The organism is Ramlibacter sp. (assembly GCF_035548915.1).
Taxonomy (GTDB): domain Bacteria; phylum Pseudomonadota; class Gammaproteobacteria; order Burkholderiales; family Burkholderiaceae_C; genus Ramlibacter.
Genome location: NZ_DASZSE010000025.1, coordinates 95,517 through 120,107, shown reverse-complemented (window position 1 = coordinate 120,107; position 24,591 = coordinate 95,517). Strand labels below are relative to the sequence as shown.

Below are 24,591 nucleotides of genomic sequence, written 5' to 3'. Positions count from 1 at the left end.
ATCGCGCCATGCGCCTTCGCAGCGGACTTCGCAGCGCGCTCGCAGCGATCGTGCTCGGCCTCGTGGGGCTTGTCGCCCCGGCGGCGCACGCCGACGACGCGGCGGATTCGAAAGTCTGCGTGACCTGTCACGACGACGAGGATCTGCCCGACTTCACCCGCTCGGCCCACGGCTTCGCGGGCGACCGGCGCGCGCCGCAATGCACCACGTGCCACGGCACGAGCGCGGCGCACGCGAAGAAGCCGCAAGGCAACAAGCCGGAGATCCTCTTCGGCCGCAAGACCGCGTCGCCCGCTGGCGAGCGCAACGGCGTGTGCCTCACCTGCCATGACCGCGACGCGAAGCGGATGCTCTGGGCGGGCAGCCCGCACCAGCACGCGGACATCGGATGCAATAACTGCCACAAGGTCCACGCGAACCGCGACAAGGTGCTCGCGAAGACGACGCAGACCGACGTGTGCCTCACTTGCCACAAGGAGCAGCGCGCGCAGATGAGCCGGCCTTCGCACCACCCGGTGCCCGAAGGCAAGATGAGCTGCTCGGACTGCCACAACCCGCACGGCTCCGCGGGGCCGAAGCTTGCGAGGCGCGACAGCGTGAACGACACCTGCTTCACCTGCCACGCGGAAAAGCGCGGGCCCTTCGTGCACCAGCACGACCCGGTGGTGGAGAACTGCGCGAACTGCCACAACCCGCACGGAAGCACCGTGCCCGCGATGCTCACGGCGCGTGCGCCTCTGCTGTGCCAGCAATGCCACACGCCGCATGCGGCGGGTTCGGTGGGCGTTCTTGCGGGGCAGCCGGGCGTGAACACGCTTGCGCCGGGCCAGGTGTCGCCGCTCGTCACGTCCATCACCGGCGGCAAGAACGCGATCAACCTGTGGCAGGGCCGCAGTTGCCTCAATTGCCATACGCAGGTGCACGGCACGAACAACCCGTCGGTGACGAACCCGACGCCCAACCTGCTGCTGCGCTGAGGAGAGCGACGATGCGATCGCATGAACGCATGGGATTCCGGCCGACTGTGCTCGCGGTGGCGCTTGCGGCTGCATTTGCGCCGGTCCTTGTGACGCCGGTCTTCGCCGAGGAGAAGGCTCCCGAGGACAAGTCGGTCGAAGCGAGCGTCGAAGCCGGGTTCGGCGCGGCCACGGGCTCACGAGACGACCGCGCGCTCTTTGGCCAGTACAACAGTCTTTCCAACGGGAACGCCTTCGGCCTCCTGCTCGGATTCGACTACAGCCTGCGGCGGCCCGAGACGAATACGTGGGTGGATGCCTTCGGGCGCGACCTGGGCGGGCCGCTGCGCGAAGCGGGCGTCGTGTGGAAGCAGCCCGGCGAATGGAAGGTAGGGGCGAGCTACAGCGAAGGGGTGCGGCGCGATCCGTTCGTGTCGGTGCCGCCGGGCACGGGCAACGAGACGCAGTTCCAGACGAAGCGCACGGCGCTCGGTCTGAACCTGTCGAAGTCGATCTCGCGCGACCTGCAGCTCGAAATCGACTTCAGGCACGAAAACAAGGAAGGCTCGCGCCTGTTCGGCCGCGGCTTCACGTGTCCTTCGACCGTGGCGCCCGGCTGCGGGCCCACGACCGGCATTGCGGTGGGATGGGCCGTGCTCATGCAGCCGGAGCCGATCGATTCGACACTGAGCCAGGTCGATGCGCGCCTCAGCTACGCGAACGGCCCGCTGCGCCTGAGCGCGGGCTACTACGGCTCGTTCTATCGCAACTCGCTGTCGGTGCTCGCCACCGCGGCGCCCGGCAGCGCGTTGAATGCGGTGGGCACGCCGCTGCCGCTCGTGCCGGGGCTCGCTGCCATCCTCGCGCAACCCATCGCCCTGCCGCCGGACAACCAGGCGCATCAGCTCGACGTCACCGGCACGTGGGACTTCGGCCATGCGAACACGCGCGCGAACTTCCGGTTCGCCTACGGCGTCGCGACGCAGCACGACAGCTTTGCCGGCGCGGGCTTCACGGGCGCGCCGGCGGGCGTGGCTAGCCTCGACGGCAAGGTCACGACGACGCTCGCGAAGATCGGGCTCACGTCGCGGCCGGTCGCGAAACTGTCGCTGCAGGCGGACGTGCGCTACGAAAGCCGCGACGACAAGACGCCGATCGCGCTCTACAACATCGAGGGCACCGCCACCTACACGAACCGGCAGCTGCCGTATCGCAAGACGAGCGGCAAGCTGCAGGGCAGCTGGCAGTTCTCGCCCGAGTGGCGCGCCACGGCGGGCGCGGACTACGAGACGATCGATCGCGGCACCTTCACGCCGACGAGCGCCGCCAACGGCATCACGGCGCTGCGTCAGGACACGCATGAAGCGGGCGTGTTCGCCGAAGTGCGCCGCCGCATGACCGAAAGCGTGAGCGGTGCCGTGAAGCTCTCCACGAGCCGGCGCGGCGGCTCCAACTGGCTGCGCGACAACAGCGGCGTGGGCGTGACGGAAGTCGACGTGAGCGCGTTGCCCGCGGGAAGCATCCTCATGCCGACGCTCGCCGATCGCCGCCGCGACAAGGTGAAGGTGTTCGCCGACTGGCAGGCAAGTGATGCGGTCGCGCTGCAGGTGGCGGTGGAAGCGGGCCGCGACCACTACGACCAGCTCGCGGGCTACGGCCTGGGCAGCACGGGCATGGATTCGGTGAGCGTGGACGGCAGCTACGCGATCAACGACAACTGGAACACGAACGCATTCGTCACGTGGGGCCGGCAGACGCTGAATCAGGCAAAGCCGCTCGGCTACGTGATGGCGTTGCGCGATGCGAGCATCACGGCCGGCGTGGGTGTCGCGGGCAAGCTCACGAGCCAGTGGGAAGTGGGCGGCAGCGTGGCGCTGGTGGACGACCGGACGGCGTACCGGCAGACGCTGGACCCGCTCGCCGGCGCGGACAGCGCGACGCTGCTCGCCGCGATCGGCGGCTTGCCGGACATCGCGTTCCGGCAGGCGGCGCTGAAGCTCTTCGCGAACTACAAGGTCGATGCGAAGTCGTCGGTCCGCGTGGACTTCATCTACCAGCAGTCGCACTGGAACGACTGGGCCTGGGGATACAACGGCGTGCCGTTCACGTATTCGGACGGGACGACGGTGGCGCAGAAGCCGTCGCAGAACGTGGCGTTCGTGGGGGTGGTGTACCGGTATCGGTTCAAGTAAGGGGGGGCGCCGCCCCATCACCCCAGCCCTCTCCCCCGGAGGGGGAGAGGGGGCAATGCCGGCCTGATGGTCGCTGCCCGCCTCACTTGACCAAAGTCAAACCACGGTCCGCTCGTGGACCCGAGACTGGGGCATCCAAAAGCACCCAGCGCCCCGGAAGCCACCTGTGTCCAGCCCAGCCCACAAGCTTGAAGTCCGCGACCTCGCCTGCATCCGCGGCGACCGCCGCCTCTTCGATGGCGTGAGCTTCACGCTCGAGCCCGGCGCGCTCCTCTTTCTGGGCGGAGCGAACGGCGCGGGCAAGACGAGCCTGCTGCGACTGCTATGCGGACTCTCGCCCGCCGAGTCGGGCGACATCCGCTGGAACGGCAAGCCGATCGGCGAGCAGGCCGGCGCCTTCAGGGGCGAACTCTGCTACCTCGGCCACCAGAACGCGCTGCAGGAAGCCCTGACCGTCGAAGAGAACCTGCGCTTCCTCGCGGCGCTGGGCGGATGCACGCCCCCGCAAGGCGCGATCCCGCGTGCACTGGCCCGCCTGGGTCTTCACCGCTGCGAACGCCGCTTCGTGCGCCAGCTCTCCCAGGGCCAGAAGCGCCGCGTCGCGCTCGCGCGGCTGCTGCTTACCGCCGCCACGCTGTGGGTGCTGGACGAACCCTTCGTCGCACTCGACACCGCGGCCGTGAAACTCGTCGCCGGCCTGCTGGAAGAGCACCTCGCGCGCGGCGGCATGGCGATCTATACGAGCCATCAACCCGTGGAGATCGCCGCGCGCAGCTCGCGGTCGCTCCAGCTCGCGGCGCGCGTGGCAACGCCGCGCCTCGCGGCTCGCGCCGCCGCAAGCCTCACGGCGGAGGCCGCCCTGTGAGCACGCTGCGCGCCGTCGTCCGCCGCGAGATCGCGCTTGCGCTGCGCCAGAAGGGCGACGTGCTCACGCCGCTTTTCTTCTTCATGATCGTGGCGAGCCTATTTCCGCTCGCCGTCGGCCCCGAATCGCAGCTGCTCACGCGCATGGCGCCGGGCGTGATCTGGGTGGGCGCGCTGCTGGCCGCGATGCTCTCGCTGCAGCGCATGTTCGCGCCCGACCATGCGGACGGCAGCCTCGAACAGTTCACGCTTTCGTCCACGCCGCTCACGCTCATCGTGCTCGGCAAGGTCGTCGCGCACTTCCTCCTCGCCGGCCTGCCGCTCGCGGTGATGGCGCCGGTGCTCGGCCTGCAGTACGGCCTGGAGGCGCGATCGCTCGCGATCCTCGCGGTGAGTCTTCTTCTCGGCACGCCGGTGCTGAGCCTCGTCGGCGGCGTCGGCGCCGCGCTCACGCTCGGGGTGCGCGGCGCGGGCGTGCTGCTGTCACTCCTCACGCTGCCGCTCTACATCCCCGTGCTCATCTTCGGCGCGGGTGCCGTCGAGGCCGATGCCGCGGGCCTCGGCATCCAGGGCCATCTCTCGCTCATGGCGGCGCTGCTCGTGCTCGCCGTGTTCTTCGTCCCCTTCGCCATCACGGCGGCCTTGAGGATCGCACTGGAATGAACCACCGCATCTTCAACTTCTTCGCGTTCGCGTCGCCGCAGAACTTCTACCGGCTGGCAGGCCGTCTCTGGCCCATCTTCGCCGTGATCGCCGCGGTGCTTGCCGCCATCGGCCTGTACATCGGCTTCTTCGTCGCGCCGACGGATGCGCAGCAAGGCGAGGGCTACCGCATCATCTTCGTGCACGTCGCGGCGTCGTGGATGTCGATGTTCATCTATTGCGTGATGGCGCTCTGGGCGGGCATCGGACTTGCGCTGAACACGCGCCTGTCGGGGATGATGGCCTCGGCCCTTGCGCCCACCGGCGCGCTCTTCGCGTTCCTGTCGCTGTGGACCGGTGCGCTCTGGGGCAAGCCGATGTGGGGCACGTGGTGGGTGTGGGATGCGCGGCTCACCTCCGAGCTGATCCTCTTTTTCCTCTACCTGGGCTTCCTCGCGCTGCAGGCCGCCATCGACGATCCGCGCCGCGCGGACAAGGCGGGGGCCGTGCTCGCGCTCGTCGGCGTCGTGAACGTGCCGATCATCTACTTCTCCGTGAAGTGGTGGAACACGCTGCACCAGGGCGCCTCGGTGTCGCTGAACAAGTCTCCGACCATGGCCACCGCAATGCTGTGGGGCATGCTCGTGATGGGCCTCGCGTGCTGGATGTACGCGGTGGCCGCGTCGCTCGCGCGCGTGCGCTCGATCATCCTCGAGCGCGAGCGCCATACCGAATGGGTGAAACATGCAGTGGCATAGCGTTTCCGAATTCTTCGCCATGGGCGGCTACGCGTTCTACGTGTGGGGCAGCTTCGGCGTCACGGCCGCGGCCATCGCGCTCGAGTCGTGGCTGATCCATCGGCGCAGACTCCGTGCGATCGAGTCGCTGCGCGAGGAGCAGGCCGAAGGGCCTGCCGAAGAGGAGATGGCGATGATGGAGGTGCCGGCATGAAGGCCCGCTACAAGCGCGCGGGCGTGGTCGTGGGCGGCGTCGCGGTGATCGGCATCGCGGCGGCGCTGGTGCTCAACGCCTTCCGGAGCAACCTCGTCTTCTTCTTCACGCCGACGCAGATTCTCGCGGGCGAGGCGCCCAGGGCGCGCACGTTTCGCGTGGGCGGGATGGTGAAGGAAGGCAGCCTGAAGCGGCATGACCTCACGGTCGATTTCGTGGTGACGGACACGGCGAAGGAAGTGCCCGTCTCCTACACGGGCATCCTTCCGGACCTGTTCAAGGAAGGCAAGGGCGTCGTCGCGCAGGGCCAGCTCGGCGTGGACGGCCGCTTCGTCGCGAGCGAAGTGCTTGCCAAGCACGACGAGAACTACATGCCGCCCGAGGCGAAGGACGCCGTCCTTCAGGCCCAGCAGGCCGCGCGGACGCTGAAATGAACAAGAGTCGAGGTCACGCCCATTGCCGGCGTCACGCCCATTGCCGGTGTCACGCCCATTGCCGGCGTCACGCCCATTGCCGGTGTCATCCCCGCGAAGGCGGGGATCCAGGGCTCTGGATTCCCGCCTGCGCGGGAATGACGGCCTCGCGAGCCGGTGCGGCGTCACGGACAACGGTGCGCAGCGCCAGGGACAACCGAATTGAGGACCTGAAGAGATGATTCCCGAACTCGGCCACTATCTCCTCATGCTGGCGCTCGCGGTCTCGCTCGCGCTCGGCGTCATCGCGCTCGCGGGCGCGCAGAAGAACCGCGCCGCATGGATCGGGTTCGCCGTGCCCGCCGCGCGCACGCTCTGGTTCACCGTGGCAAGCGCCTTCGCATGCCTCGCCTGGAGCTTCTACGCCAACGACTTCTCGGTGCTGTACGTCGCCGAGCACTCCAACTCGAAGCTGCCCGTGGCCTATCGGCTGGCCGCCGTATGGGGCGGCCACGAAGGGTCGCTCCTGCTATGGGTCCTGATGCTCACGAGCTGGATGCTCGCGGTCTCGCTGTTCTCGCGGCAGCTCTCGCGCGCCACCGTCGCGCGGGTACTCGGCGTGATGAGCCTCGTCGGCACGGGCTTTTTGCTCTTCATGCTGACCACGTCCAGCCCGTTCCTGCGCCTCGTGCCCGCGGCGGCGGACGGACAGGACTTGAATCCCCTGCTGCAGGACCCGGGGCTCGTCATCCACCCGCCGATGCTCTACATGGGCTACGTCGGCTTCTCGGTCCCCTTCGCCTTCGCGATCGCGGCGCTGCTCGTGAACCGGCTCGACGCGGCCTGGGCACGCTGGTCGCGGCCGTGGACGCTCGCGGCCTGGATCTTCCTCACGCTCGGCATCGCGCTCGGCTCGGGCTGGGCGTACTACGAGCTCGGATGGGGCGGCTGGTGGTTCTGGGACCCGGTGGAAAACGCGTCGTTCCTGCCGTGGCTCATCGGCACCGCGCTGCTGCACTCGCTCGCCGTCACGGAAAAGCGCGGCCTCTTCCGGCAATGGACCGTGGTGCTCGCGATCATCGCGTTCTCGCTGAGCCTGCTCGGCACCTTCCTCGTCCGCTCGGGCGTGCTCACCTCGGTGCACGCGTTCGCGGCCGATCCGAAGCGAGGCGTCTTCATCCTCATCTTCCTCGCGGCCGTGGTCGGCTCCTCGTTCACGCTGTATGCGATGCGCGCCGGCGCGGCGCGGGCGCTCGGCAGCTTCGAGCCGGGCTCGCGCGAAACGCTGCTGCTCGCCAACAACCTCCTGCTCGCGACCGCCGCGGCCACCGTACTGCTCGGCACGCTCTACCCACTCATCGTCGACGCGCTCGGCATGGGCAAGCTCTCCGTCGGCGCGCCTTACTTCAACGCGGTGTTCGTGCCGCTCATGATCCCCGTGCTTCTTCTGATGGCGGCGGGACCGCGCATGAAGTGGAAGAGCGATCGCGTCATGAACGTGCTGAAGCCGATGCGGATCGAGGCGGCCGTGGCCGTCATCGCGGGCGCGTTGCTGCCGTTCGCGCTCGGCACCTGGTCGCCGCTTGCGGCGCTCGGGCTTGCCGCGGCACTGTGGATCATCCTCACGAGCCTCACGCACATCCGCCGTCAACTGAAGGCGGCCGGCCGCCTGAGCGCCACGACCGGCACGTTCTGGGGCATGCACGTCGCGCACATCGGCATCGCCTGCGCGGTGATCGGGATCACGCTCGTCAAAGGCTACGAACAGGAGAAGGACGTGCGCATGGCGATCGGCGATACCGTCACGGTCGGCGGCTACCAGTTCCGCATGACGGGCCTCAAGCGCGAACCGGGGCCGAACTACGTCGCCGAAGTCGGTGAATTCGAAATCACGCGCGGCGGCGCTGTCGTGGCGACGTTGAAGCCCGAGAAGCGCAAGTACCTCTCCTCCAGCATGCCGATGACCGAAGCCGCGATCGACGCGGGTGTCACGCGCGACCTCTATGTCTCCCTCGGCGAACCGCTCGACGCGGGCATGACGGCCTGGGCCGTGCGCGTCTACTACAAGCCTTTCGTCGACTGGATCTGGGGCGGCGCGCTGCTCATGGCGATCGGCGGCATCGCCGCGGCGCTGGACCGCCGCTATCGCAAGACGCGCCCGGGCACCGTGCCCGCCGCGGCCGTGGGAGCGCGGGCATGAAAAAGCGCGTCTGGATTCCGCTCGCGGTGTTCGCGGTACTCGTGGCGTTTCTCGCCGTCGGCCTCACGCGCGATCCGCGTGAAGTGCCTTCGCCGCTCGTGGGCAAGCCCGCGCCGATGTTCGATACGCTCAGGCTGCACACGGCAAGCGGAGAACGCTTCTCCCCGCGCGACATGCGCGGACAGGTGTGGCTCCTGAACGTCTGGGCTTCCTGGTGCGTGTCGTGCCGCGCCGAACATCCCGTGCTGATGGCGCTTGCGAAGAGCGGCCGGGTGAAGCTCGTGGGCCTCGACTACAAGGACGCACCCGAGAAAGGCCGCGACTGGCTGCAGCGGTTCGGCAACCCCTACATGCTGAGCGCGACGGACCCGGACGGCCGCATCGGCATCGACTACGGCGTCTACGGCGTACCGGAGACTTTCGTCATCGACAGGAACGGCGTGATTCGTCACAAGGTGATCGGCCCGGTCACGGACGAAGTGCTCGTGCAGAAGGTCCTGCCGCTTGTGAAGGAACTGGAGCAGTCATGAACAGGCTCATCGTGGCGCTGCTTGCGATCTGCGCGTTGTGCGCGGCGCTTATCGCGCGCGCGGGCGAGGCGCAGCCGCTCGCGCAGGACCCGGCCGTCGAGCAGCGCCTCATCGCGATCGCGGAGGAAGTGCGCTGCCTCGTGTGCCAGAACGAATCGCTCGCGGGGTCGCGCGCGGAGCTCGCCGAAGACCTGCGCCGCGAGATTCGCGGCCAGATCCGGCAGGGCAGGAGCGATGCGGAGATTCTCGACTTTCTCGTCTCGCGCTACGGTGACTTCGTGCTCTACCGCCCGCGCGTGAAGCCGCTCACGTGGCTATTGTGGTTCGGGCCGCTCTTGCTGCTCGCGGGCGGCGGGTATGTGCTCGTGCGCACGGTGTGTAGCGGCCGGCGCGGCGAAAACGATACGGACAACGACCTGGAGACCGCATGACCGCCTTTTTCTTCATCGCGTCGCTGGTGACCTTGGCCGTCGTGGCCGTGCTGATGGTGCCGCTGCTGCGCCCGCGCGTCGCGGACGGCGAACGGGAGCAGGGCAGTGCCCGCCCCGCACCGGCGCGAAAGACGGCGCTGGCCGTGGCCCTGTCGGTGCCGTTCGCCGCGGCGGCGATGTACGGCTGGCTTGGTTCGCCGTCGGCGGTGGACGCCGCGCGCGCGCAAGACGCGCAGAGCGACCAGATCGCGCGCATGGTCGATGGCCTGGCCGCGAAGCTGAAAGCCAACCCCGACAATCCGAAGGGCTGGGCCATGCTGGGCCGCTCGTACAAGGTGATGGGCAGGCTGCGGGAAGCCGAGGAAGCGTATGAACGCTCCGGCGCCCTGCTGCAGACCGACCCCGATGTCATGGTGAGCTACGCCGATCTTCTGGCCGCGCGCACGGCAAGCCTCGAAGGACGGCCCATCGAGATCGTGCGCAAGGCGCTCGCCTTGCAGCCGGCGCATCCGATCGGGCTCATGCTGATGGGCACGGCCTCGTATCGGGACGGCGACTATGCCGGCGCGGTCCATTGGTGGGAAAAGCTGATGGCGCAGCTCGAGCCCGGCTCGTCGGAGGCGCAGGAAGTGCAGGCGGCCATCGACGACGCGCGCGGGAAGGGCGGGTTGCCCGGCGTTGCCGCGACCGCTACCGCGACCGCTACCACGACCGCGCAGGCGGCGCCGCCTGCGGCAATGGGTGCTCCCAATCCCGAAGACATGGTGGCGCGTCTTGCCGCGCGCCTGAAGGCGAATCCGGACGACCCGGCCGGGTGGGCTCGTCTCGCGCGCGCTTATGAAGTGCTCGGCAAACCCGAGCAGGCTCGCGATGCGTCGGCGCAGCAGCAGCTGGCCCAGGCGCGGGCGAACGGCGCGCGGCGCTGAACGGCGATTTCTCTGCCTCTTCCTCTCTTCCCCCAACCTTTGCCGCCGCAGCGGAGCGTGCTCCCGGCGACGGCGGCGCGAGCATTGACACGAGCTCGAGCGAACGCTCATACTCCGAGAGCCCAGCCCCACCTCCCAGGGCCGGCGGGTATGGGCCGGGTACTCCCTGATCGGCCCGTAGAAACGGTTCTTTGGAAACATCATTCAAAGGCCCGCAGTCCTTCCCCATCGAGTTCTCGCGGACAAGCGACGCGGATGCCTACGTTGTCGGCAACCGCTTCGGCCTCTCGGGCAAGGGGCGAATCGAGTTTGCACAGCATGAGGTCGTCATCACCGGGCGGCGCAGGAAATTCCTGCGATGGGGCGAGGAAATCGTTCTGCGCCTGCCGCGCGAGGGCATTCAGAACGTGCAGCGGGCCGGCGACAAGCTGCGGCTCGAACTCGCCGAGGCGGATGCCGAACGGCTGCCATCGATCCGCAAAGGCAGCAAGACCCCGCTGCTGACATTCTGGGCGAGCGACGAAGCGGCGGCCGAGGAAATCGAAAACCTGTTGCCGGCCCGGTGGACGGAAGGTTTCGTGCCGGACTTGCTGGAATGGCAGGAATTCCGCCAGTGGCTGGTCTCGCGCACTCCCAGGGTCTACATCGTCTGGGTGCTGATCGGGCTGAACCTGACGGTGTTTTCCGTGCTATCGCTCCTGCTGGGTTTCAACTTCCAGGCGGTAGCGGCGCTTGCATTGCCCTTCGGCAACTACGGGCCGGCGACGATCAACGGCCAGTGGTGGAGGCTGCTGAGCTACCAGTTCATGCATGCCGACGTGCTGCATATCGCGTTCAACATGGTGGTGCTCGCGCAACTCGGGCCGGTGGTCGAACGCATCTTCGGCCACGTGCGCTTTCTTGCGATCTATCTCGTCTGCGGGATCGCAGGCGGGCTCGCGAGCATCGCGTGGCATTCGCAGGTCGCTTCCATCGGAGCCTCGGGTTCGATCTTCGGCGTGCTAGGGGCACTCCTCGCGTACGTGCTCGATCGGCGCAACAACGTCCCGGCCGCCGTGATGACTCGCGAACGCACCAGCCTCCTGCTCTTTGCCGGATACAACCTCTTCAACGGGTTCACGCAGCAGGGAACCGACAACGCGGGCCACCTTGGCGGCCTGGCCTGCGGCCTCATTCTGGGCACTTGCCTCGCGGACCCGCTCGGACCGATGCCGCAGACCCGCAAACTCCTGCATCGCGCGATCACTGCCGCGATGGTCGCGGTGGTCGCCGCAACGCTGGTCATCGGCCTCGAACTCGAGCCCCGCTCGGCGCAAGGCTGGATCGCGCTCGCCGACCTGCACCTCGAAGGCGGCCGGGTCGATCAAGCCGGGCTCGACGTGGACAAGGCGATGGAGCTCGATCGAAACCTGCCGGATGTCGTCTTCATGCGAGGACGCGTGCATCGTCAGGCGGGGCGGCACCTGCTCGCCCGCGCGGACTTCGAGCAGACAGTCAAGGCGCTCCCGGACAATCCAACGGCCCACAACACGCTCGCGTGGCTGCTCGCGACCTCCCCCTACGACGGCGTGCGCGACGGCAACCTTGCGCTCCAGAGCGCGCGCAGGGCATGCGAACTGACGAACTGGAAGAATCCGCGCTTCATCGACACCCTCGCTGCATCCTATGCGGAGAGCGGACAGTTCGAAGAGGCGGTGCGCTGGCAAAACAAGATCGTGAGCGAGATGGGCTGGAAAGGCAAAGGAGCGGCCAGTCGCCTCGAACTCTTCCGCTCGGGCCGACCGTACCGCGAACTCTGAACCCGAACCGCTGCGCCTACTTCTTCGGGGCGGCGGCCTTGTCTCCGACGTATCCAACCTGCAGGCGAGGGCGGCGGCAAGCCGCCGCTCGACGATTGACCGAGTCGCGGGCATCCGCGGTTGTGAGCGTTGCGAGCGTTGTGAACGTTTCGGCCGGATGCGCAGCCGCGGCGAAGCCGCGCTCAACCGCCGCCCGCGCCGATCGACTCGATGCTTTCGCCCAGCTCGAGCCAGCGGTGCTCGAGCCAGGCGAGTTCCTCGGTCACGGCCTTGAGCCTGCGGCCCGCTTCGGCGATGTCCGATGGTGCTGACGGAGTCGACAGGCGCGCTTCGAGCACGGCGCGCTCTTCTTCGAGCGCGGTCATCTTCGCTTCGACCTGTTCGATTTCCTTCCTGAGCGGCCGCAGCCGCGCCGCGAGCTGCTGCCGCTGCTGCTTCTCTTCCTCCCTCCCCCTCTGGGGGAGAGACGGGGAGGGGACATCGCGCTTCGCTGCCGTGGATGCATTCGCCGCCACCACCGCGCGCCCCTTCGCTTCGTCGAGCAGGTACTTCTGGTAGTCGTCGAGGTCGCCGTCGAAGGGCGTGACCGTTCCCTTTGCCACCAGCCAGAACTCGTCGCACACCGAGCGCAGGAGCGCGCGGTCGTGGCTCACGAGCATCACGGTGCCTTCGAATTCGTTCAGCGCGACCGAGAGCGCCTCGCGCGTCGTGAGGTCGAGGTGGTTCGTCGGCTCGTCGAGCAGGAGCAGGTTGGGGCGCTGCCACACGATCATCGCAAGCACGAGCCGCGCTTTCTCGCCGCCGCTCATCGTGCCCACGGCCTGCTGCACCATGTCGCCCGTGAAGAGGAACTGGCCGAGGAAATTGCGCAGGTCCTGTTCGCGCTCGCTCTGGCCCACCGCGGCGGCCTGCTCGCGCGCGAGCCGTGTCATGTGTTCGAGCGGTGAGTCGCCGGGCCGCAGCACGTCGAGTTCCTGCTGCGCGAAGTAGCCGATGGCAAGGCCCTTGCCTTCGGTGACGGTGCCGCCCAGCGCGGGCATCGTGCGCGCGATCGTCTTCACGAAGGTCGACTTGCCCTGGCCGTTGGCGCCGAGGATGCCGATGCGCTGGCCGGCGAGGACGTTGCGGCTGACTTGCGAGAGAACGACGTGCCGGGGGCCCTCACCCCAACCCTCTCCCGCAAGCGGGAGAGGGGGCAAGGCAGAACTCCCTCTCCCGCTTGCGGGAGAGGGCGGGGGTGAGGGCTCGTGGCCCGGCACCGCATACCCGAACACCCCATCCCGCACCACCAGCATCGGATTCGGCAGGTTCGCGGGCTCCCGGAACTCGAACGTGAACTCCGCGTTCGCGAGCACCGGCGCGATCTTCTCCATCCGCTCCAGCGCCTTGATGCGGCTTTGCGCCTGCCGCGCCTTCGTCGCCTTCGCACGGAAGCGGTCGATGAACTTCTGCAGATGCGCGATGCGGTCCTGCTGCTTCGAATACGCCGCCTGCTGCAGCTGAAGCTGCTGCGCGCGCAGCAGCTCGAACGCCGTGTAGTTGCCGCCGTACCGTGTGAGCTTCAGGTTGTCGATGTGCAGCGTGACGTTCGTGACCGCGTCGAGGAACTCGCGGTCGTGGCTGATCACGACGAGCGTGCCCGGGTAGCGCTTCAGCCACGCTTCCAGCCACACGAGCGCGTCGAGGTCCAGGTGGTTCGTCGGCTCGTCGAGCAGCAGCAGGTCCGACGGCGCCATCAGCGCACGCGCGAGTTGCAGCCGCATGCGCCAGCCGCCGGAGAAGCTGTTCACCGGATCGTCCAGCTGCGAAGGCAGGAAGCCGAGGCCGAGGATCAGCGTCTGCGCGCGCGGCACGGCATCGTGTTCGCCCGCATCGGCCAGGTCCGAATGCGCATGCGCGATCGCGATGCCGTCGCCGACCGCTTCGGCGCGCGCGAGTTCCTCGCGCAAGGTCATGAGGCGCGCGTCGCCCGCGAGAACGAAATCAGTCGCCGGCTGCGCCGTCTCGGGCATGCTCTGTTCGACTTCCGCGAGGCGCCATTGCGCGGGCAGCGTGAAGTCGCCGCTGTCTTCGTGCAGCTTGCCCGAAAGCAGCGCGAAGAGCGTCGACTTGCCCGCGCCGTTGCGCCCCACGAGGCCCACGCTTTCGCCCGGGTTGATGTTCGTGGACACATGATCGAGCAGCACCTTCGCGCCGCGGCGAAGGACGACGTCGCGCAGCGCGATCACTGGAGCTTCGCGAACGCCTGCTCGAAGTCCTCGAGCAGGTCCGCCGTCGCCTCGATGCCGACCGAAACGCGGATGAGCGACTCGGCGATTTCCATGCTCTGCCGCTGCTCTTCGCCCATCTCCCAGAAGATGGTGCGCGCCGCGGGCAGGGCAAGCGTGCGGTTGTCGCCGAGGTGGCTGGACTTGATCACGAGCTGCAGGCGGTTCAGCAGATCGCAAGGGTCCAGGCCTTCGGCTGTCTCGAACGAGAGCAGGCCGCCGAATGCCTTGAAAAGCGCACCCGCGCGTTCGTGCTGCGCGTGGCTCGCGAGCCCGGGGTAGTGCACCTTCGCCACCTTCGGCTGCCTTTCGAGCCACCGCGCGAGGGCCAGGGCATTGGCGCTCGCACGTTCCATCCGCAGTCCCATCGTCTCCGCGCCCGCCGCGATGCGGTGGCCGTGTTCGGAACTCAGCGTGCCGCCGGTGTCGCGCAGGCCCTTCTTGCGAATCTGCAGCAGCCCCCAGGTCGCCGGTGCACCCTTGCGATATGCGGGCAGCAGGTTCGCGTACTGGTCCCAGTCGAAGAGGCCGGTGTCGGAGATCGATCCGCCGAGCGCGTTGCCATGCCCGCAGATGCCCTTGGAAAGCGAGTGCACGACGAGCGTCGCGCCCACCGATTTCGGCTGGAAGAGAGCGGGCGTGGTGAGCGTGTTGTCGACGACGTAGACGATGCCGCGTTCGTTGCAGAGTTGGCCGATGCCCGCGAGGTCGGCGACCTGTGTCCGCGGGTTGGCGATGGTTTCGACGAACACCATGCGAGTGTTCGCCTGCAGCGCCTGTTCGACCTCCTTCGCGTCGGTTGCGTCGACGAACGTGACGTGGCAGCCGAGCGTCTGCAGCGTGTTGAACCAGCTTGCGGTGTTGCCGAAGAGGTATTTGCTCGCGACGACATGGTCGCCGCCGCGCAGGAGCGCGATCATGGTCGAGCAGATGGCCGACATGCCGGTCGCGAACGAAACCGTGCCGACGGCGTCTTCCATGATGGAGACCTTCGCTTCGAGCGCGGCGGTGGTCGGGTTGCCCTGGCGGCCGTAGACGTAGCCGCTCTTTTCGCCCTGGAAGACGGCGACCAGGTCTTCCGTCCTGTCGTAGCCGTAGCCGGTCGCGATGTGAAGGGGCTTGTGCGTGGCGCCGTGTTCGATGCCGGCGAGGCGGTCGGAGTGCAGGATGCGGGTGGAGATGTCGCGGGGCATGAGCGCATTTTCGCAGACGGGAGGTCGTCGCGAAGCCGAAGCTCTAGCGCAGCGCTTCTTTCGTCAGAAGCAACACCTGATCCTCCCCCGCGCTCGTCTCGAGCCAGACCACCTGCAGCTGCGGAAACGCCGCTTCGAAGTGCCCCCGCTCGTTGCCGATCTCGAGCACGAGCACGCCGTGGTCCGCGAGCCGCCGGGGCACGTCGGTCATCAGCCGCCGAATGAAATCCATCCCATCGAGGCCGCCCGCCAGCGCAATCCGCGGCTCGGCCCGATACTCCATCGGCAGGCTCGACATGCTGCGCGCGTTCACGTAAGGCGGGTTGCACAGCACCAGGTCGTACGGTCCGGTGAGCGCATCGAGCCCGTCGGAGCGCACGAGCCGGATGCGATCTTCCATCCCGTGTCTGACCACATTGATGCGCGCGACCTCGAGCGCATCCTCCGAGAGGTCCGATGCGTCCACCTGCGCATGGGGGAACGCCATGGCGGCGAGCACCGCAAGGCTGCCGCCGCCGGTGCACAGATCGAGTACGCGCGACGCTTCGCCCGGCAACCACGGATCGATCGATCCCGCCGCCAGCACTTCCGCGATGAAGCTGCGCGGCACGATCGTGCGTTCGTCCACGTGAAACGGCACGCCCTGCAGCCACGCTTCCTGCGTGAGATAGGCGGCCGGCAGGCGCGTGCGAATCCGTCTTTCCACGAGCATGTCGATCGCGCCGCGCTCCACCGCGCTCACGTTGCGTTCGGCGCTTTCGTCCAGCGCGTCGAGCGGCAGCCCGAGCTTCCAGAGCGCGAGCCACGCGGCTTCGTCGAACGCATTGGTGGTTCCGTGGCCGAACACCACGCCGCCCAGCTCGAGCTTGCGCGCGGCCGCCTCCACGACCTCGATCAAGGTCACGCCTTCGCGTCCAACAGTTCCAGTGTGCGCCGGTAGATGTTCTTGAGCGGCTCGATCTCGGCCACGCGCACGTGCTCGTCGATCTTGTGGATGGTGGCGTTGACCGGCCCGAACTCCACCACCTGCGGGCAGATCTTCGAGATGAAGCGTCCATCGCTCGTGCCGCCGGTGGTCGACAGGCGCGTTTCGACGCCGGTTTCCGCGCGGATCGCATCGCGTACCGCGTCCACCAGATCGCCCGGCGTCGTGAGAAACGGCTCGCCGCCGAGCACCCAGTCGAGCTCGTATTCCAGCCCATGCCGGTCGAGGACTTCGTGCACGCGGCGCTTCAGGTCCTGCGCATTGCTCACGCTCGCGAAGCGGAAGTTGAAGTCGATCGCGACCGAGCCGGGAATCACGTTGCCCGCGCCCGTGCCGCCGTGCATGTTGCTGATCTGGAAACTCGTGGGCGGGAAGAACTCGTTGCCCCGGTCCCACTCGGTTGCGGTGAGTTCGGCAAGCGCGGGCAGCGCCTGATGAATCGGGTTGCGCGCGAGCTGCGGATACGCGATGTGGCCCTGGATGCCCTTTACCGTGAGCTTGCCCGACAGCGTGCCGCGGCGTCCGTTCTTGATCATGTCGCCGAGCCGCTCCACGCTGCTCGGCTCGCCCACGATGCACCAGTCGAGGCGCTCGCTTCTGCGCTGCAGTTCCTGGCACACGACGACCGTGCCGTCGACCGAAGGCCCTTCCTCGTCGCTCGTGATGAGCAGCGCGACGGACAGCGCCGGGTCGGGATGCGCCTGCAGGAATTCCTCCACGGCCACGGTGAAGGCCGCGATCGACGTCTTCATGTCCGCGGCGCCGCGGCCGTAGAGCTTGCCTTCACGGTGCGACGGCGTGAACGGGTCGCTCGACCACTGTTCCAGCGGGCCGGTCGGCACGACGTCCGTGTGGCCCGCGAAGACCACCGTCTTCTCGGAGCGGCCCTGCCGCTTCGCCCACAGGTTCGTGACGCGAAAATCCTGCGGCCCGCTCACGATCGTTTCGCATGCGAAGCCGAGCGGCGCGAGACGTTCGGCGAGGATGCGCTGGCAGCCGCCGTCCTCCGGCGTGACGGAGCGGCGGGAGATGAGCTGTTCGGTGAGGTGAAGCGCTCGGCTCAATGCTTCACGTCCAGCGTGATTTCCGTGAACGACGGCTCGTCGCTTTCCTCGTCCTCCTCGGCCTGCGCGGCATCCTTGCCCGCGAAGTCGTTTTGCAGCCGCCACTGCAGGTTGGTCGGCGAGTCGGCGTAGGCGAGGCCCTCTTTCTTGTCGACGATGCCTTCGATGATGAGCCGCGCGATGTCCTGCTCGAAGGTCTGCGAGCCTTCGGCCATCGACTTCTCCATCGCTTCTTTCACGCCGGAGAAGTCACCCTTTTCGATGAGCTCGGCGATGAGCTTGGTGTTGAGCATCACCTCCACCGCCGGAGCACGCCCGCCGTGGACGGTGCGCAGGAGCCGCTGCGAGACGACCGCCTTCAGCGCCGCGGCGAGGTCGCCGAGCATCGTGGGCCGCACTTCCACCGGGTAGAACGACAGGATGCGGTTGAGCGCCTGGTAGCTGTTGTTCGCGTGCATCGTGGCGAGGCACAGGTGGCCCGACTGCGCGTAGGCGATGGCGGCGGACATCGTTTCGCGGTCGCGGATTTCGCCGATCAGGATCACGTCGGGCGCCTGGCGCAGCGCGTTCTTGAGCGCGGTCTGCAGCGACTGCGTGTCGCTGCCGACCTCGCGCTGGTTCACGATGCTCTTCTTGTTCTGGAAGATGAATTCGACGGGGTCCTCGATGGTGAGGATGTGTCCCGAGACGCGTTCGTTGCGGTGATCCATCATGGCCGCGAGCGTCGTGCTCTTGCCGGCGCCCGTGGAGCCCACCATGAGCAGGAGGCCGCGCTTTTCCATGATGAGGTCGCCGAGGATGAGCGGCACCTGCAGCGAGCCGAGCGCGGGGATTTCGGTGGCGATGTAGCGGATCACCGCCGCGTAGGTGCCGCGCTGGCGCATCGCCGAGAAGCGGAAGTTGCCCACGCCTTCGATGGCGCGGGCCATGTTCAGCTCACCGGTTTCGTCCAGCTCGGCCATGCGGTGTTCCGGCAGGACTTCGGAGAGCAGGGTGTGCGGCGCATCGGGCGGCAGCAGCTGGTTGTTGATCGGCAGGCACTGGCCGTTGATCTTGATGAGGGCCGGCGCGTGGGCCGAAAGGTAGACGTCCGAGGCCTTCTTCTCGGCCATCAGGCGCAGGATGCGTTCCATCGTGCTCATGAATATGCTCCTCGGGAATCAAGACCGCCAAGACCAAAGCCAAGACCAAAACCAAGACCGGACGCAGAGGACGCGAAGGATCGCAGAGGACGCGAAGGAAACCAAAGGCATGAATACTGGATTTTCTTTGCGCTCTTTGCGTCCCTTTGCGAGCTCTGCGTCCTCTTCGTCCGGTGGTTCCTGTTCAGGCTGCTCCCATTCAATCACGCAACAGGTCGTTCAGGCTAGTCTTCGCGCGCGTCGCGGCCGTGACCCGCTTCACGATCACCGCGCAATAGAGGCTGTGGCTGCCGTCGGCCGCGGGCAGGTTGCCGCTCACGACGACCGAGCCCGCGGGCACGCGGCCGTAGTGGACCTCGCGCGTCTCGCGGTCGTAGATCTTCGTGCTCTGGCCGATGTACACGCCCATCGAAATCACCGAGTTCTCCTCGACGATCACGCCTTCCACGACTTCCGAGCGGGCGCCGATGAAGCAGTTGTCCTCGATGATCGTCGGGTTGGCCTGCACCGGCTCCAGCACGCCGCCGATGCCCACGCCGCCCGACAGATGCACGCCCTTGCCGATCTGCGCGCAGGAGCCGACGGTGGCCCAGGTGTCGACCATCGTGCCCTCGTCGACGTACGCGCCGATGTTCACGTAGCTGGGCATGAGGATCGCGCCTTTGGCGACGTAGCTGCCGCGCCGCGCCACGGCGGGCGGCACCACGCGCACGCCGGTGGCGGCCATCTCTTCGGGGGTGAGGTGCGCGAACTTTGTGGGCACCTTGTCGTAGAAGCCCAGGTCGCCCGCGCGCATGACCTCGTTGTCCTTCAGGCGGAAGGAGATGAGCACCGCCTTCTTGATCCACTGGTGCGTGGTCCATTGGCCCACGCCTTCGCGCGTGGCGACGCGCAGGTGGCCGTTGTTCAGCTCCGCGATCACGTGTTCGACGGCGTCGGCCACCTCCTTGGGCGCTGACTTGGAGGACAGGTTGGCGCGGTTTTCCCACGCGTCGTCGATGATCTTCTGCAGTTGCTGGGTCATGGGAGTGGAAGGTCGCAGGGCTGGATGGCTTGCGCGGTGATGCGGCACGTCATTGTAGTAGGGCGTGCCGCCCCGCGGCCGGCAAGCGCCAGCTGGGGTGTTGGCATAATGTGCCAATCGCCCAGCCGCAAGGCAATCGCCCCAGCCGCAAGGAATACTATGCCGACCCGCAACGTGGTGCTCACCGAGCGCCAGGCCGCCATGGTCGATCGCCTCGTCGCGACCGGCCGCTATCAGAACGCAAGCGAAGTGCTGAGGGATGGGCTGCGGCTCGTGGAGCAGGAAGAGGCCGAAGCCCGAGCCCGGATCAAGGCGCTTCGGGAAGCGGTGAAGCGAGGCATCGCGGATGCGGATGCCGGGCGATATCGCAGCTTCGCGTCGAGCGCCGCATTGCGGGCCCATTTGCGGACGCTCGCCGACGAGGAGCCGGCGCGCGGCCCTCGCGATTCAAGGTGAGTGCCGGATGGACCGTTCGCCTGACGGAGATTGCCGAGAGCGACTTCCGGGAGATCGTCGGATGGTCGAGGGACAGATTCGGAGCGGGTCAGGCCAGGGTCTACGCGACAACCCTGGCGCTTTGCGTCGATGCCTTGCGCGCGGGGCCTGTCCAGCCGGGGGTTCGATCGAGAGATGAAATCGCAAAGGGACTTCTGAGCCTGCATGTGGCGCGCAAGGGCCGGCGTGGACGCCACCTGCTGATGTTCCGGCTCGCACCCGGTGAGGATCGGACCCTGGAGGTTCTCCGAGTGCTGCACGACTCCATGGACCCTGGCCTCCATCTGCCGACGGAAGGCGAGGTCTGAGGCACATCAGGTCGCCTCGCCCACGAGGGGTCGGCGCGATCCTCGGGCAGAGAGGATTTCCTGCCCTACCTGCTGAATGTTACGGGATTGGTGCACGGAACCCCAAGGTCTGAAAACTTCGGCACGGGCTTCGTGAGAGTTGTGCCATCCGCGGAACTCACGCGTTTCAGCATCTCGGGCAGCTCCGAAACTTCGAACCTCGGGAGCTGCCACCTCGCGGCGACTGCCTCCGCCAAGGCCTGAGCATCGGCCGCTGCGAAGTTGACCTGCCAAGACTCATCGAAGTCGTAGGTCCAATCGGCGTAGACCAGCCTGATGTTGCCCATCTCGTCTCGCATGATGTCGCATTGGGTTGTGGGCGCCTTGAGGACCAGGTGGACAGGTGAAGCTGCCGCGACCTGATGCATGGTGACCCAGTGCGTAACGATTGCCGTGCCCGATGCGTCGCACCGATGGTCACCTCCGTCGTCCGTGACGGTAAACGGGACTCCCAGGTTGTAAAGGTCCCCTTGCGCGCCGCTCACGCTGAAGCCTGCGTCGTCGGTGCCGCAGAATCGTTGCAGCATCTGCGGCAACCTCGCAGCGTCGGGTTCGTGTCCCCCGATGTTCGGAGTCGTCGCGCTCGCCAGAGCCGCAGCATGCTCGGGGGCAAACGAAATCGCAAAGCTCTCTTCGTTTTCGTAATCGTCCCCGTCGCTCAGGTAGAAGCACGAGAGTGCGATGTTTCCCTCGACGTTTCTCATGATCATTTGGGTCGCACCCGGTTGCGCGGGGTCGTGCTCGATCCGCTGGCTGCCACTGTCGAAGGTGGTGACGATGGTCCTGGCGAACGGAACTTCCAGTCCCTCGAGGCGCGTTAGTGCCTCGTGCACGCTGAATGTCCCGTCCTCCCTGGCACAGAGTTGCCGCAACATTTGCGGCAACAGCACAATGTTGAAGTCTTCGACGCCGAGGCTCCTGGCCACTGCTGCCGACAGATCCGGAGCAAGCCGGGCCGGCAACGAGAACGTCGTGCACACTTCGCTCTGGTCCGAGACACGCCGGTCGCTGTACGAGAGGAAGATGTCTCCCCGGGCGTCGCTCCGGATCTCGCTTTCCATGGTCCCGTCCGGGCGCAATTGCGGGATCGAAACGGGCGTCCGGGCCAGTGTCACGCGATTCGCGAACTGCGCCCTCGCGGACACGAAGGGCACGGCTTGCCGCTCGGTGGTCCGGCGTTCGCCATTCTGCACGGGGGTGTGCACCACCAGGGGCTGGTCGAAGGGCTGATTTGCGGGCGCCAGAGGGGCGGCTCGAGTTGCTTGCATCAAAGTCTCTCCAGGAGTTTGCATCTGCGGGATCGCGAGGCTTCGACTGAGTAACGCCGATGCGAGACCGGTTCCCGGCGGGCGTTCAACCGGTTACCTGTGTCAGCGCACTTCGCCGACGAATTCCACGATCCGCTGTGCCGCTTCGAGACATTCCGCAGTCTGCGCCACGAGCGCCATGCGCACGCGTCCCGCGCCCGGATTGGCCCCCTGCGTTTCGCGCGCGAGATAGCTGCCGGGGAGCACGGTCACGTTGAACCGAGCAAAGAGCTCGCGCGCGAATTCCTCGTCGCTGCCCGGCACCCCCGCCCAGAGATAGAAGCCCGCGTCCGGCAGCTTCACGTCCAGCACTTCGGCGAGCACCGGCGTCACTTGCGCGAACTTGCGCCGGTACTGCGCGCGGTTGTCCACGACGTGATGCTCGTCGCTCCACGCCGCGATGCTCGCCGCCTGCACCACCGGGCTCATCGCGCTGCCGTGATACGTGCGATAGAGGAGGAACTGCTTCAGGATGTCCGCATCTCCCATCACGAAGCCCGAACGCATGCCCGGGACGTTGCTGCGCTTGGAAAGGCTCGTGAAGGCCACGAGTCTTTCGAAATCGCGCCCGAGCCGCGCCGCCGCTTCGAGCCCGCCGAGCGGCGGCTCGTCGCGAAAGTAGATTTCGCTGTAGCACTCGTCCGATGCGATGGTGAAGCCGTAGCGGTCCGAGAGCTCGAAGAGCTTCTTCCACTCGGCCAGCGGCATGACCGCACCCGTCGGATTGCCCGGCGAACATACGAAGACGAGCTGCGTGCGGCGCCAGACGTCGGCCGGAACGCTCGCCCAGTCCACCGCGAAGTTGCGCGCCGGATCGCTCGGCGCGTAGTACGCGTCCGCCCCCGCGAGCAGCGCCGCGCCCTCGTAGATCTGATAGAACGGATTCGGGCAGACGACGGTGGCGGGCCGTGTCGCATCGATCACCGTCTGCGCGAAGGCGAAGAGCGCCTCGCGCGAGCCGTTCACGGGCAGCACCTGCGTGGCCGGGTCGAGCTCGAGCCCGTAGCGGCGCTGCAGCCAGCTCACGAAAGCCTCGCGCAGCAGGGGCATGCCGGCGGTCGGCGGATAGCCCGTGAGGTCCATCCCGGGCGTGTACATCGCGTCGTTCAGCGCGCGCTTGATGAAGTCGGGCGTGGGATGCTTCGGCTCGCCGATGCCCAGCGAGATCGGGCGGTACGCGGGGTTGGGCGTGACGCCCGCGAAGAGCTGCTTCAACCGCTCGAAGGGGTAGGGCTGCAGGCGTGCGAGCAGGGGATTCATCCGGCGGATTATCCCGCCGCGCGTCCCGTCACCACGTCATCCCGTCATCCCGCCTTTCTCTTCTTCGCGGGTGCACTGTCCAAAGCGGCGACCATCAACTCCCGCATCCCGCGCGCCGCCGGGTCGCAATCGGCGAAGCGCTCTTTCAGGACTTGCCGCCGGCTCACGAGCCATGGAGGGTAGATCGGAGTGCTGTACTCGCCGAAATGGTTGCGTCCCCTGGGGTCGAGCCGCAAACTGAAGGCGGCGGCGGGATTGAGATTCACGTCGGCCCCGGCGGCTTTGGTCTTCGCGATGGCGTGGTCCATGACTTCGCGCTTCAGGTTCGGATCGGAGTCGAGCCGCGCGATGGCCTCGTACAGTTCGAACGGCAGGACGCTGTCGCTCGGCAAGGAATCATCCGCGAGCTCGAGAAGACGATGCAGCACGGCAGCGGCGATGCGGCTGCGCGTGTCGCTGCACGGCTCGGCTGCAATGGCGCCGATCAGGCAGCAGCATACCGAGTAGCGATCGGACGGGCCGGCATGCGAGCCGGCCGCGAGGAGCACTCCGACGAAGTCCGGCCGGAACCTCTTTTCGACGAGCGGGAGCTGCCTGCAGGCGCACTTCAGGAGGGCAAGCTGGGCGCAATCGAGCCGTGTGCGCGCCGCCGCTAGCTCGGCGAGGCAGCCATGGACGCGCGGCATCTGGGCGCCCAGCCAATCGCGCAGCTTCTCGGCCTCCGCGGGCATCACCGAGTCGATGTGCCGGTCGATCGCATCGAACGTCTCCACGCATTCGAGGATTGCGGCCATGCCGAGCGCTTCGGGATGATCCAGAACCATGCGCAACGCGGGGTGCGAACACGGCCCCTCGGGGAGTGCGGGAAGACGGCACTCGGGCCCTTGCCCGGCGCACCGCAGCGCCTCGCGCACGCTGTCCGGGGTCATGTCCGGATCGTTCGAGAGGGAGCGCAGCAGCTTCATGCATTCCCGCACATCGATGCCGTGGGCCACAGCCTGTGCGCATGCCCGCGCCGCCAACCCGCGGACCCTCTCGCGAAGGTCTTCGCTGGAAATCCCCGCGGCGTACCGCACGGCCTGATTCAGCCAGGCGGCGGCGCCCGTGCCCCCGTCGTCGCCGTCGCTGTCGCTGTCTTTGCCGGCCGGCTCGGCGCGCGCCGCTTCCTGCGCCGGCAACGGATGTGTGCGCGGCCGCGCGTCCTGCTCCCGGCAATTGCCGACGCGCCTGATCTGATCGAGGCCTTGCTCGAGTGCGAATTGGGCGCGAGGCAAGGCCGTGTGCATGGTCTCGGGGTCCGTGAATTCCACGTCGCCCACGTAGCCGCCAGCGACGGCCGCCTCCCGGGTCGCGATTTCGCGCCGTGTACGCTCGAGATGGATCGTCACCCGGCTCGCGAGCGGGGCGGTGTCGTCGTGGATTGAATACCGGCCGCCGGCCCAGGCCTCCCCGAAGTCGTCTGCAGTACAGAGCGCGGACCACTGCGCGAGTGTCATCGTCAATGGCATCGGACCTTCCTTAAAGATGACATCCTGGTAACGGAAGAGACGATCCGGTTTCCCGGCGGAACCCAGCACCGCCAGCCAGTCCGCCCCGGCCGGCG

At 67.4% G+C, this 24,591-nt stretch carries 23 protein-coding genes; 14 read left to right on the top strand and 9 right to left on the bottom strand.

Going from position 1 to position 24,591, the window contains the following annotated elements:
- Positions 1-8 precede the first annotated feature (8 nt).
- The 12 genes from VHA82_RS07790 (at position 9) to VHA82_RS07735 (ending at position 11,904) form a co-directional block, all read left to right on the top strand.
- Positions 9-977 carry a DmsE family decaheme c-type cytochrome gene (locus VHA82_RS07790; RefSeq protein WP_325542172.1) on the top strand — a complete coding sequence of 323 codons (969 nt, stop codon included), beginning with the start codon at positions 9-11 and terminating at the stop codon, positions 975-977.
- 11 nt (positions 978-988) lie between these two features.
- The gene (locus tag VHA82_RS07785) at positions 989-3,148 is read left to right on the top strand and encodes an MtrB/PioB family decaheme-associated outer membrane protein (RefSeq protein ID WP_325542170.1); all 2,160 of its coding nucleotides are present in this window, start codon (positions 989-991) and stop codon (positions 3,146-3,148) included.
- A gap of 166 nt (positions 3,149-3,314) precedes the next feature.
- Entirely contained in the window at positions 3,315-4,013 is a 699-nt protein-coding gene (ccmA, locus tag VHA82_RS07780) for a cytochrome c biogenesis heme-transporting ATPase CcmA (RefSeq protein WP_325542168.1), read from the top strand.
- On the top strand, positions 4,010-4,675 hold the full coding sequence (gene ccmB / locus VHA82_RS07775; RefSeq protein WP_325542166.1) for a heme exporter protein CcmB: 666 nt from the start codon (positions 4,010-4,012) through the stop codon (positions 4,673-4,675). The genes ccmA and ccmB overlap by 4 nt, the downstream gene beginning before the upstream one ends.
- Complete coding sequence (gene ccmC / locus VHA82_RS07770) at positions 4,672-5,412, top strand: heme ABC transporter permease CcmC (RefSeq protein WP_325542164.1); 741 nt, start codon at positions 4,672-4,674, stop codon at positions 5,410-5,412. The genes ccmB and ccmC overlap by 4 nt, the downstream gene beginning before the upstream one ends.
- Positions 5,399-5,605 carry a heme exporter protein CcmD gene (gene ccmD, locus VHA82_RS07765; protein WP_325542162.1) on the top strand — a complete coding sequence of 69 codons (207 nt, stop codon included), beginning with the start codon at positions 5,399-5,401 and terminating at the stop codon, positions 5,603-5,605. The genes ccmC and ccmD overlap by 14 nt, the downstream gene beginning before the upstream one ends.
- Complete coding sequence (gene ccmE / locus VHA82_RS07760) at positions 5,602-6,039, top strand: cytochrome c maturation protein CcmE (protein ID WP_325542160.1); 438 nt, start codon at positions 5,602-5,604, stop codon at positions 6,037-6,039. The genes ccmD and ccmE overlap by 4 nt, the downstream gene beginning before the upstream one ends.
- Positions 6,040-6,256: 217 nt before the next feature.
- On the top strand, positions 6,257-8,218 hold the full coding sequence (locus VHA82_RS07755) for a heme lyase CcmF/NrfE family subunit (RefSeq protein ID WP_325542157.1): 1,962 nt from the start codon (positions 6,257-6,259) through the stop codon (positions 8,216-8,218).
- The gene (locus VHA82_RS07750; protein WP_325542155.1) at positions 8,215-8,748 is read left to right on the top strand and encodes a DsbE family thiol:disulfide interchange protein; all 534 of its coding nucleotides are present in this window, start codon (positions 8,215-8,217) and stop codon (positions 8,746-8,748) included. Before VHA82_RS07755 ends, VHA82_RS07750 begins: the two co-directional genes overlap by 4 nt.
- Positions 8,745-9,179 carry a cytochrome c-type biogenesis protein gene (locus VHA82_RS07745; protein WP_325542154.1) on the top strand — a complete coding sequence of 145 codons (435 nt, stop codon included), beginning with the start codon at positions 8,745-8,747 and terminating at the stop codon, positions 9,177-9,179. The genes VHA82_RS07750 and VHA82_RS07745 overlap by 4 nt, the downstream gene beginning before the upstream one ends.
- Positions 9,176-10,105, top strand: a complete 930-nt coding sequence (locus tag VHA82_RS07740; RefSeq protein WP_325542152.1) for a TPR domain-containing protein — start codon at positions 9,176-9,178, stop codon at positions 10,103-10,105. The genes VHA82_RS07745 and VHA82_RS07740 overlap by 4 nt, the downstream gene beginning before the upstream one ends.
- A gap of 191 nt (positions 10,106-10,296) precedes the next feature.
- Positions 10,297-11,904 carry a rhomboid family intramembrane serine protease gene (locus tag VHA82_RS07735; protein WP_325542149.1) on the top strand — a complete coding sequence of 536 codons (1,608 nt, stop codon included), beginning with the start codon at positions 10,297-10,299 and terminating at the stop codon, positions 11,902-11,904.
- 182 nt (positions 11,905-12,086) lie between these two features.
- Here VHA82_RS07735 and VHA82_RS07730 read toward each other — a convergent pair whose 3' ends face one another.
- From VHA82_RS07730 to dapD, 6 genes are all read right to left on the bottom strand, one after another.
- Positions 12,087-14,132, bottom strand: coding sequence for an ATP-binding cassette domain-containing protein (locus tag VHA82_RS07730; RefSeq protein ID WP_325542146.1), 2,046 nt, complete (start codon positions 14,130-14,132; stop codon positions 12,087-12,089).
- Positions 14,129-15,364, bottom strand: coding sequence for a cystathionine gamma-synthase family protein (locus VHA82_RS07725; RefSeq protein ID WP_325542144.1), 1,236 nt, complete (start codon positions 15,362-15,364; stop codon positions 14,129-14,131). The genes VHA82_RS07730 and VHA82_RS07725 overlap by 4 nt, the downstream gene beginning before the upstream one ends.
- A gap of 43 nt (positions 15,365-15,407) precedes the next feature.
- The gene (gene prmB / locus VHA82_RS07720) at positions 15,408-16,268 is read right to left on the bottom strand and encodes a 50S ribosomal protein L3 N(5)-glutamine methyltransferase (protein ID WP_325542142.1); all 861 of its coding nucleotides are present in this window, start codon (positions 16,266-16,268) and stop codon (positions 15,408-15,410) included.
- Positions 16,265-17,413 carry a succinyl-diaminopimelate desuccinylase gene (dapE, locus tag VHA82_RS07715; RefSeq protein WP_325542139.1) on the bottom strand — a complete coding sequence of 383 codons (1,149 nt, stop codon included), beginning with the start codon at positions 17,411-17,413 and terminating at the stop codon, positions 16,265-16,267. The genes prmB and dapE overlap by 4 nt, the downstream gene beginning before the upstream one ends.
- On the bottom strand, positions 17,410-18,555 hold the full coding sequence (locus VHA82_RS07710; RefSeq protein ID WP_325542137.1) for a PilT/PilU family type 4a pilus ATPase: 1,146 nt from the start codon (positions 18,553-18,555) through the stop codon (positions 17,410-17,412). The genes dapE and VHA82_RS07710 overlap by 4 nt, the downstream gene beginning before the upstream one ends.
- A 199-nt stretch (positions 18,556-18,754) precedes the next feature.
- Positions 18,755-19,579, bottom strand: a complete 825-nt coding sequence (dapD, locus tag VHA82_RS07705; protein WP_325542135.1) for a 2,3,4,5-tetrahydropyridine-2,6-dicarboxylate N-succinyltransferase — start codon at positions 19,577-19,579, stop codon at positions 18,755-18,757.
- A 159-nt stretch (positions 19,580-19,738) separates the two neighbouring features.
- Between dapD and VHA82_RS07700 the strand changes: the two genes are divergently transcribed.
- Both VHA82_RS07700 and VHA82_RS07695 read left to right on the top strand, forming a co-directional pair.
- Positions 19,739-20,035, top strand: coding sequence for a type II toxin-antitoxin system ParD family antitoxin (locus VHA82_RS07700; RefSeq protein ID WP_325542132.1), 297 nt, complete (start codon positions 19,739-19,741; stop codon positions 20,033-20,035).
- On the top strand, positions 20,032-20,382 hold the full coding sequence (locus tag VHA82_RS07695; protein ID WP_325542130.1) for a type II toxin-antitoxin system RelE/ParE family toxin: 351 nt from the start codon (positions 20,032-20,034) through the stop codon (positions 20,380-20,382). Before VHA82_RS07700 ends, VHA82_RS07695 begins: the two co-directional genes overlap by 4 nt.
- A gap of 65 nt (positions 20,383-20,447) precedes the next feature.
- Here the strand turns inward: VHA82_RS07695 and VHA82_RS07690 are convergent, their stop codons facing one another.
- The 3 genes from VHA82_RS07690 to VHA82_RS07680 form a co-directional block, all read right to left on the bottom strand.
- Positions 20,448-21,689: a hypothetical protein gene (locus VHA82_RS07690; protein ID WP_325542128.1), complete on the bottom strand. Its 1,242-nt coding sequence runs from the start codon at positions 21,687-21,689 to the stop codon at positions 20,448-20,450.
- A gap of 102 nt (positions 21,690-21,791) precedes the next feature.
- Positions 21,792-22,988, bottom strand: coding sequence for a succinyldiaminopimelate transaminase (gene dapC / locus VHA82_RS07685; RefSeq protein WP_325542126.1), 1,197 nt, complete (start codon positions 22,986-22,988; stop codon positions 21,792-21,794).
- Positions 22,989-23,032: 44 nt separating this feature from the next.
- Positions 23,033-24,484, bottom strand: coding sequence for a hypothetical protein (locus VHA82_RS07680; protein ID WP_325542124.1), 1,452 nt, complete (start codon positions 24,482-24,484; stop codon positions 23,033-23,035).
- Positions 24,485-24,591 lie beyond the last annotated feature (107 nt).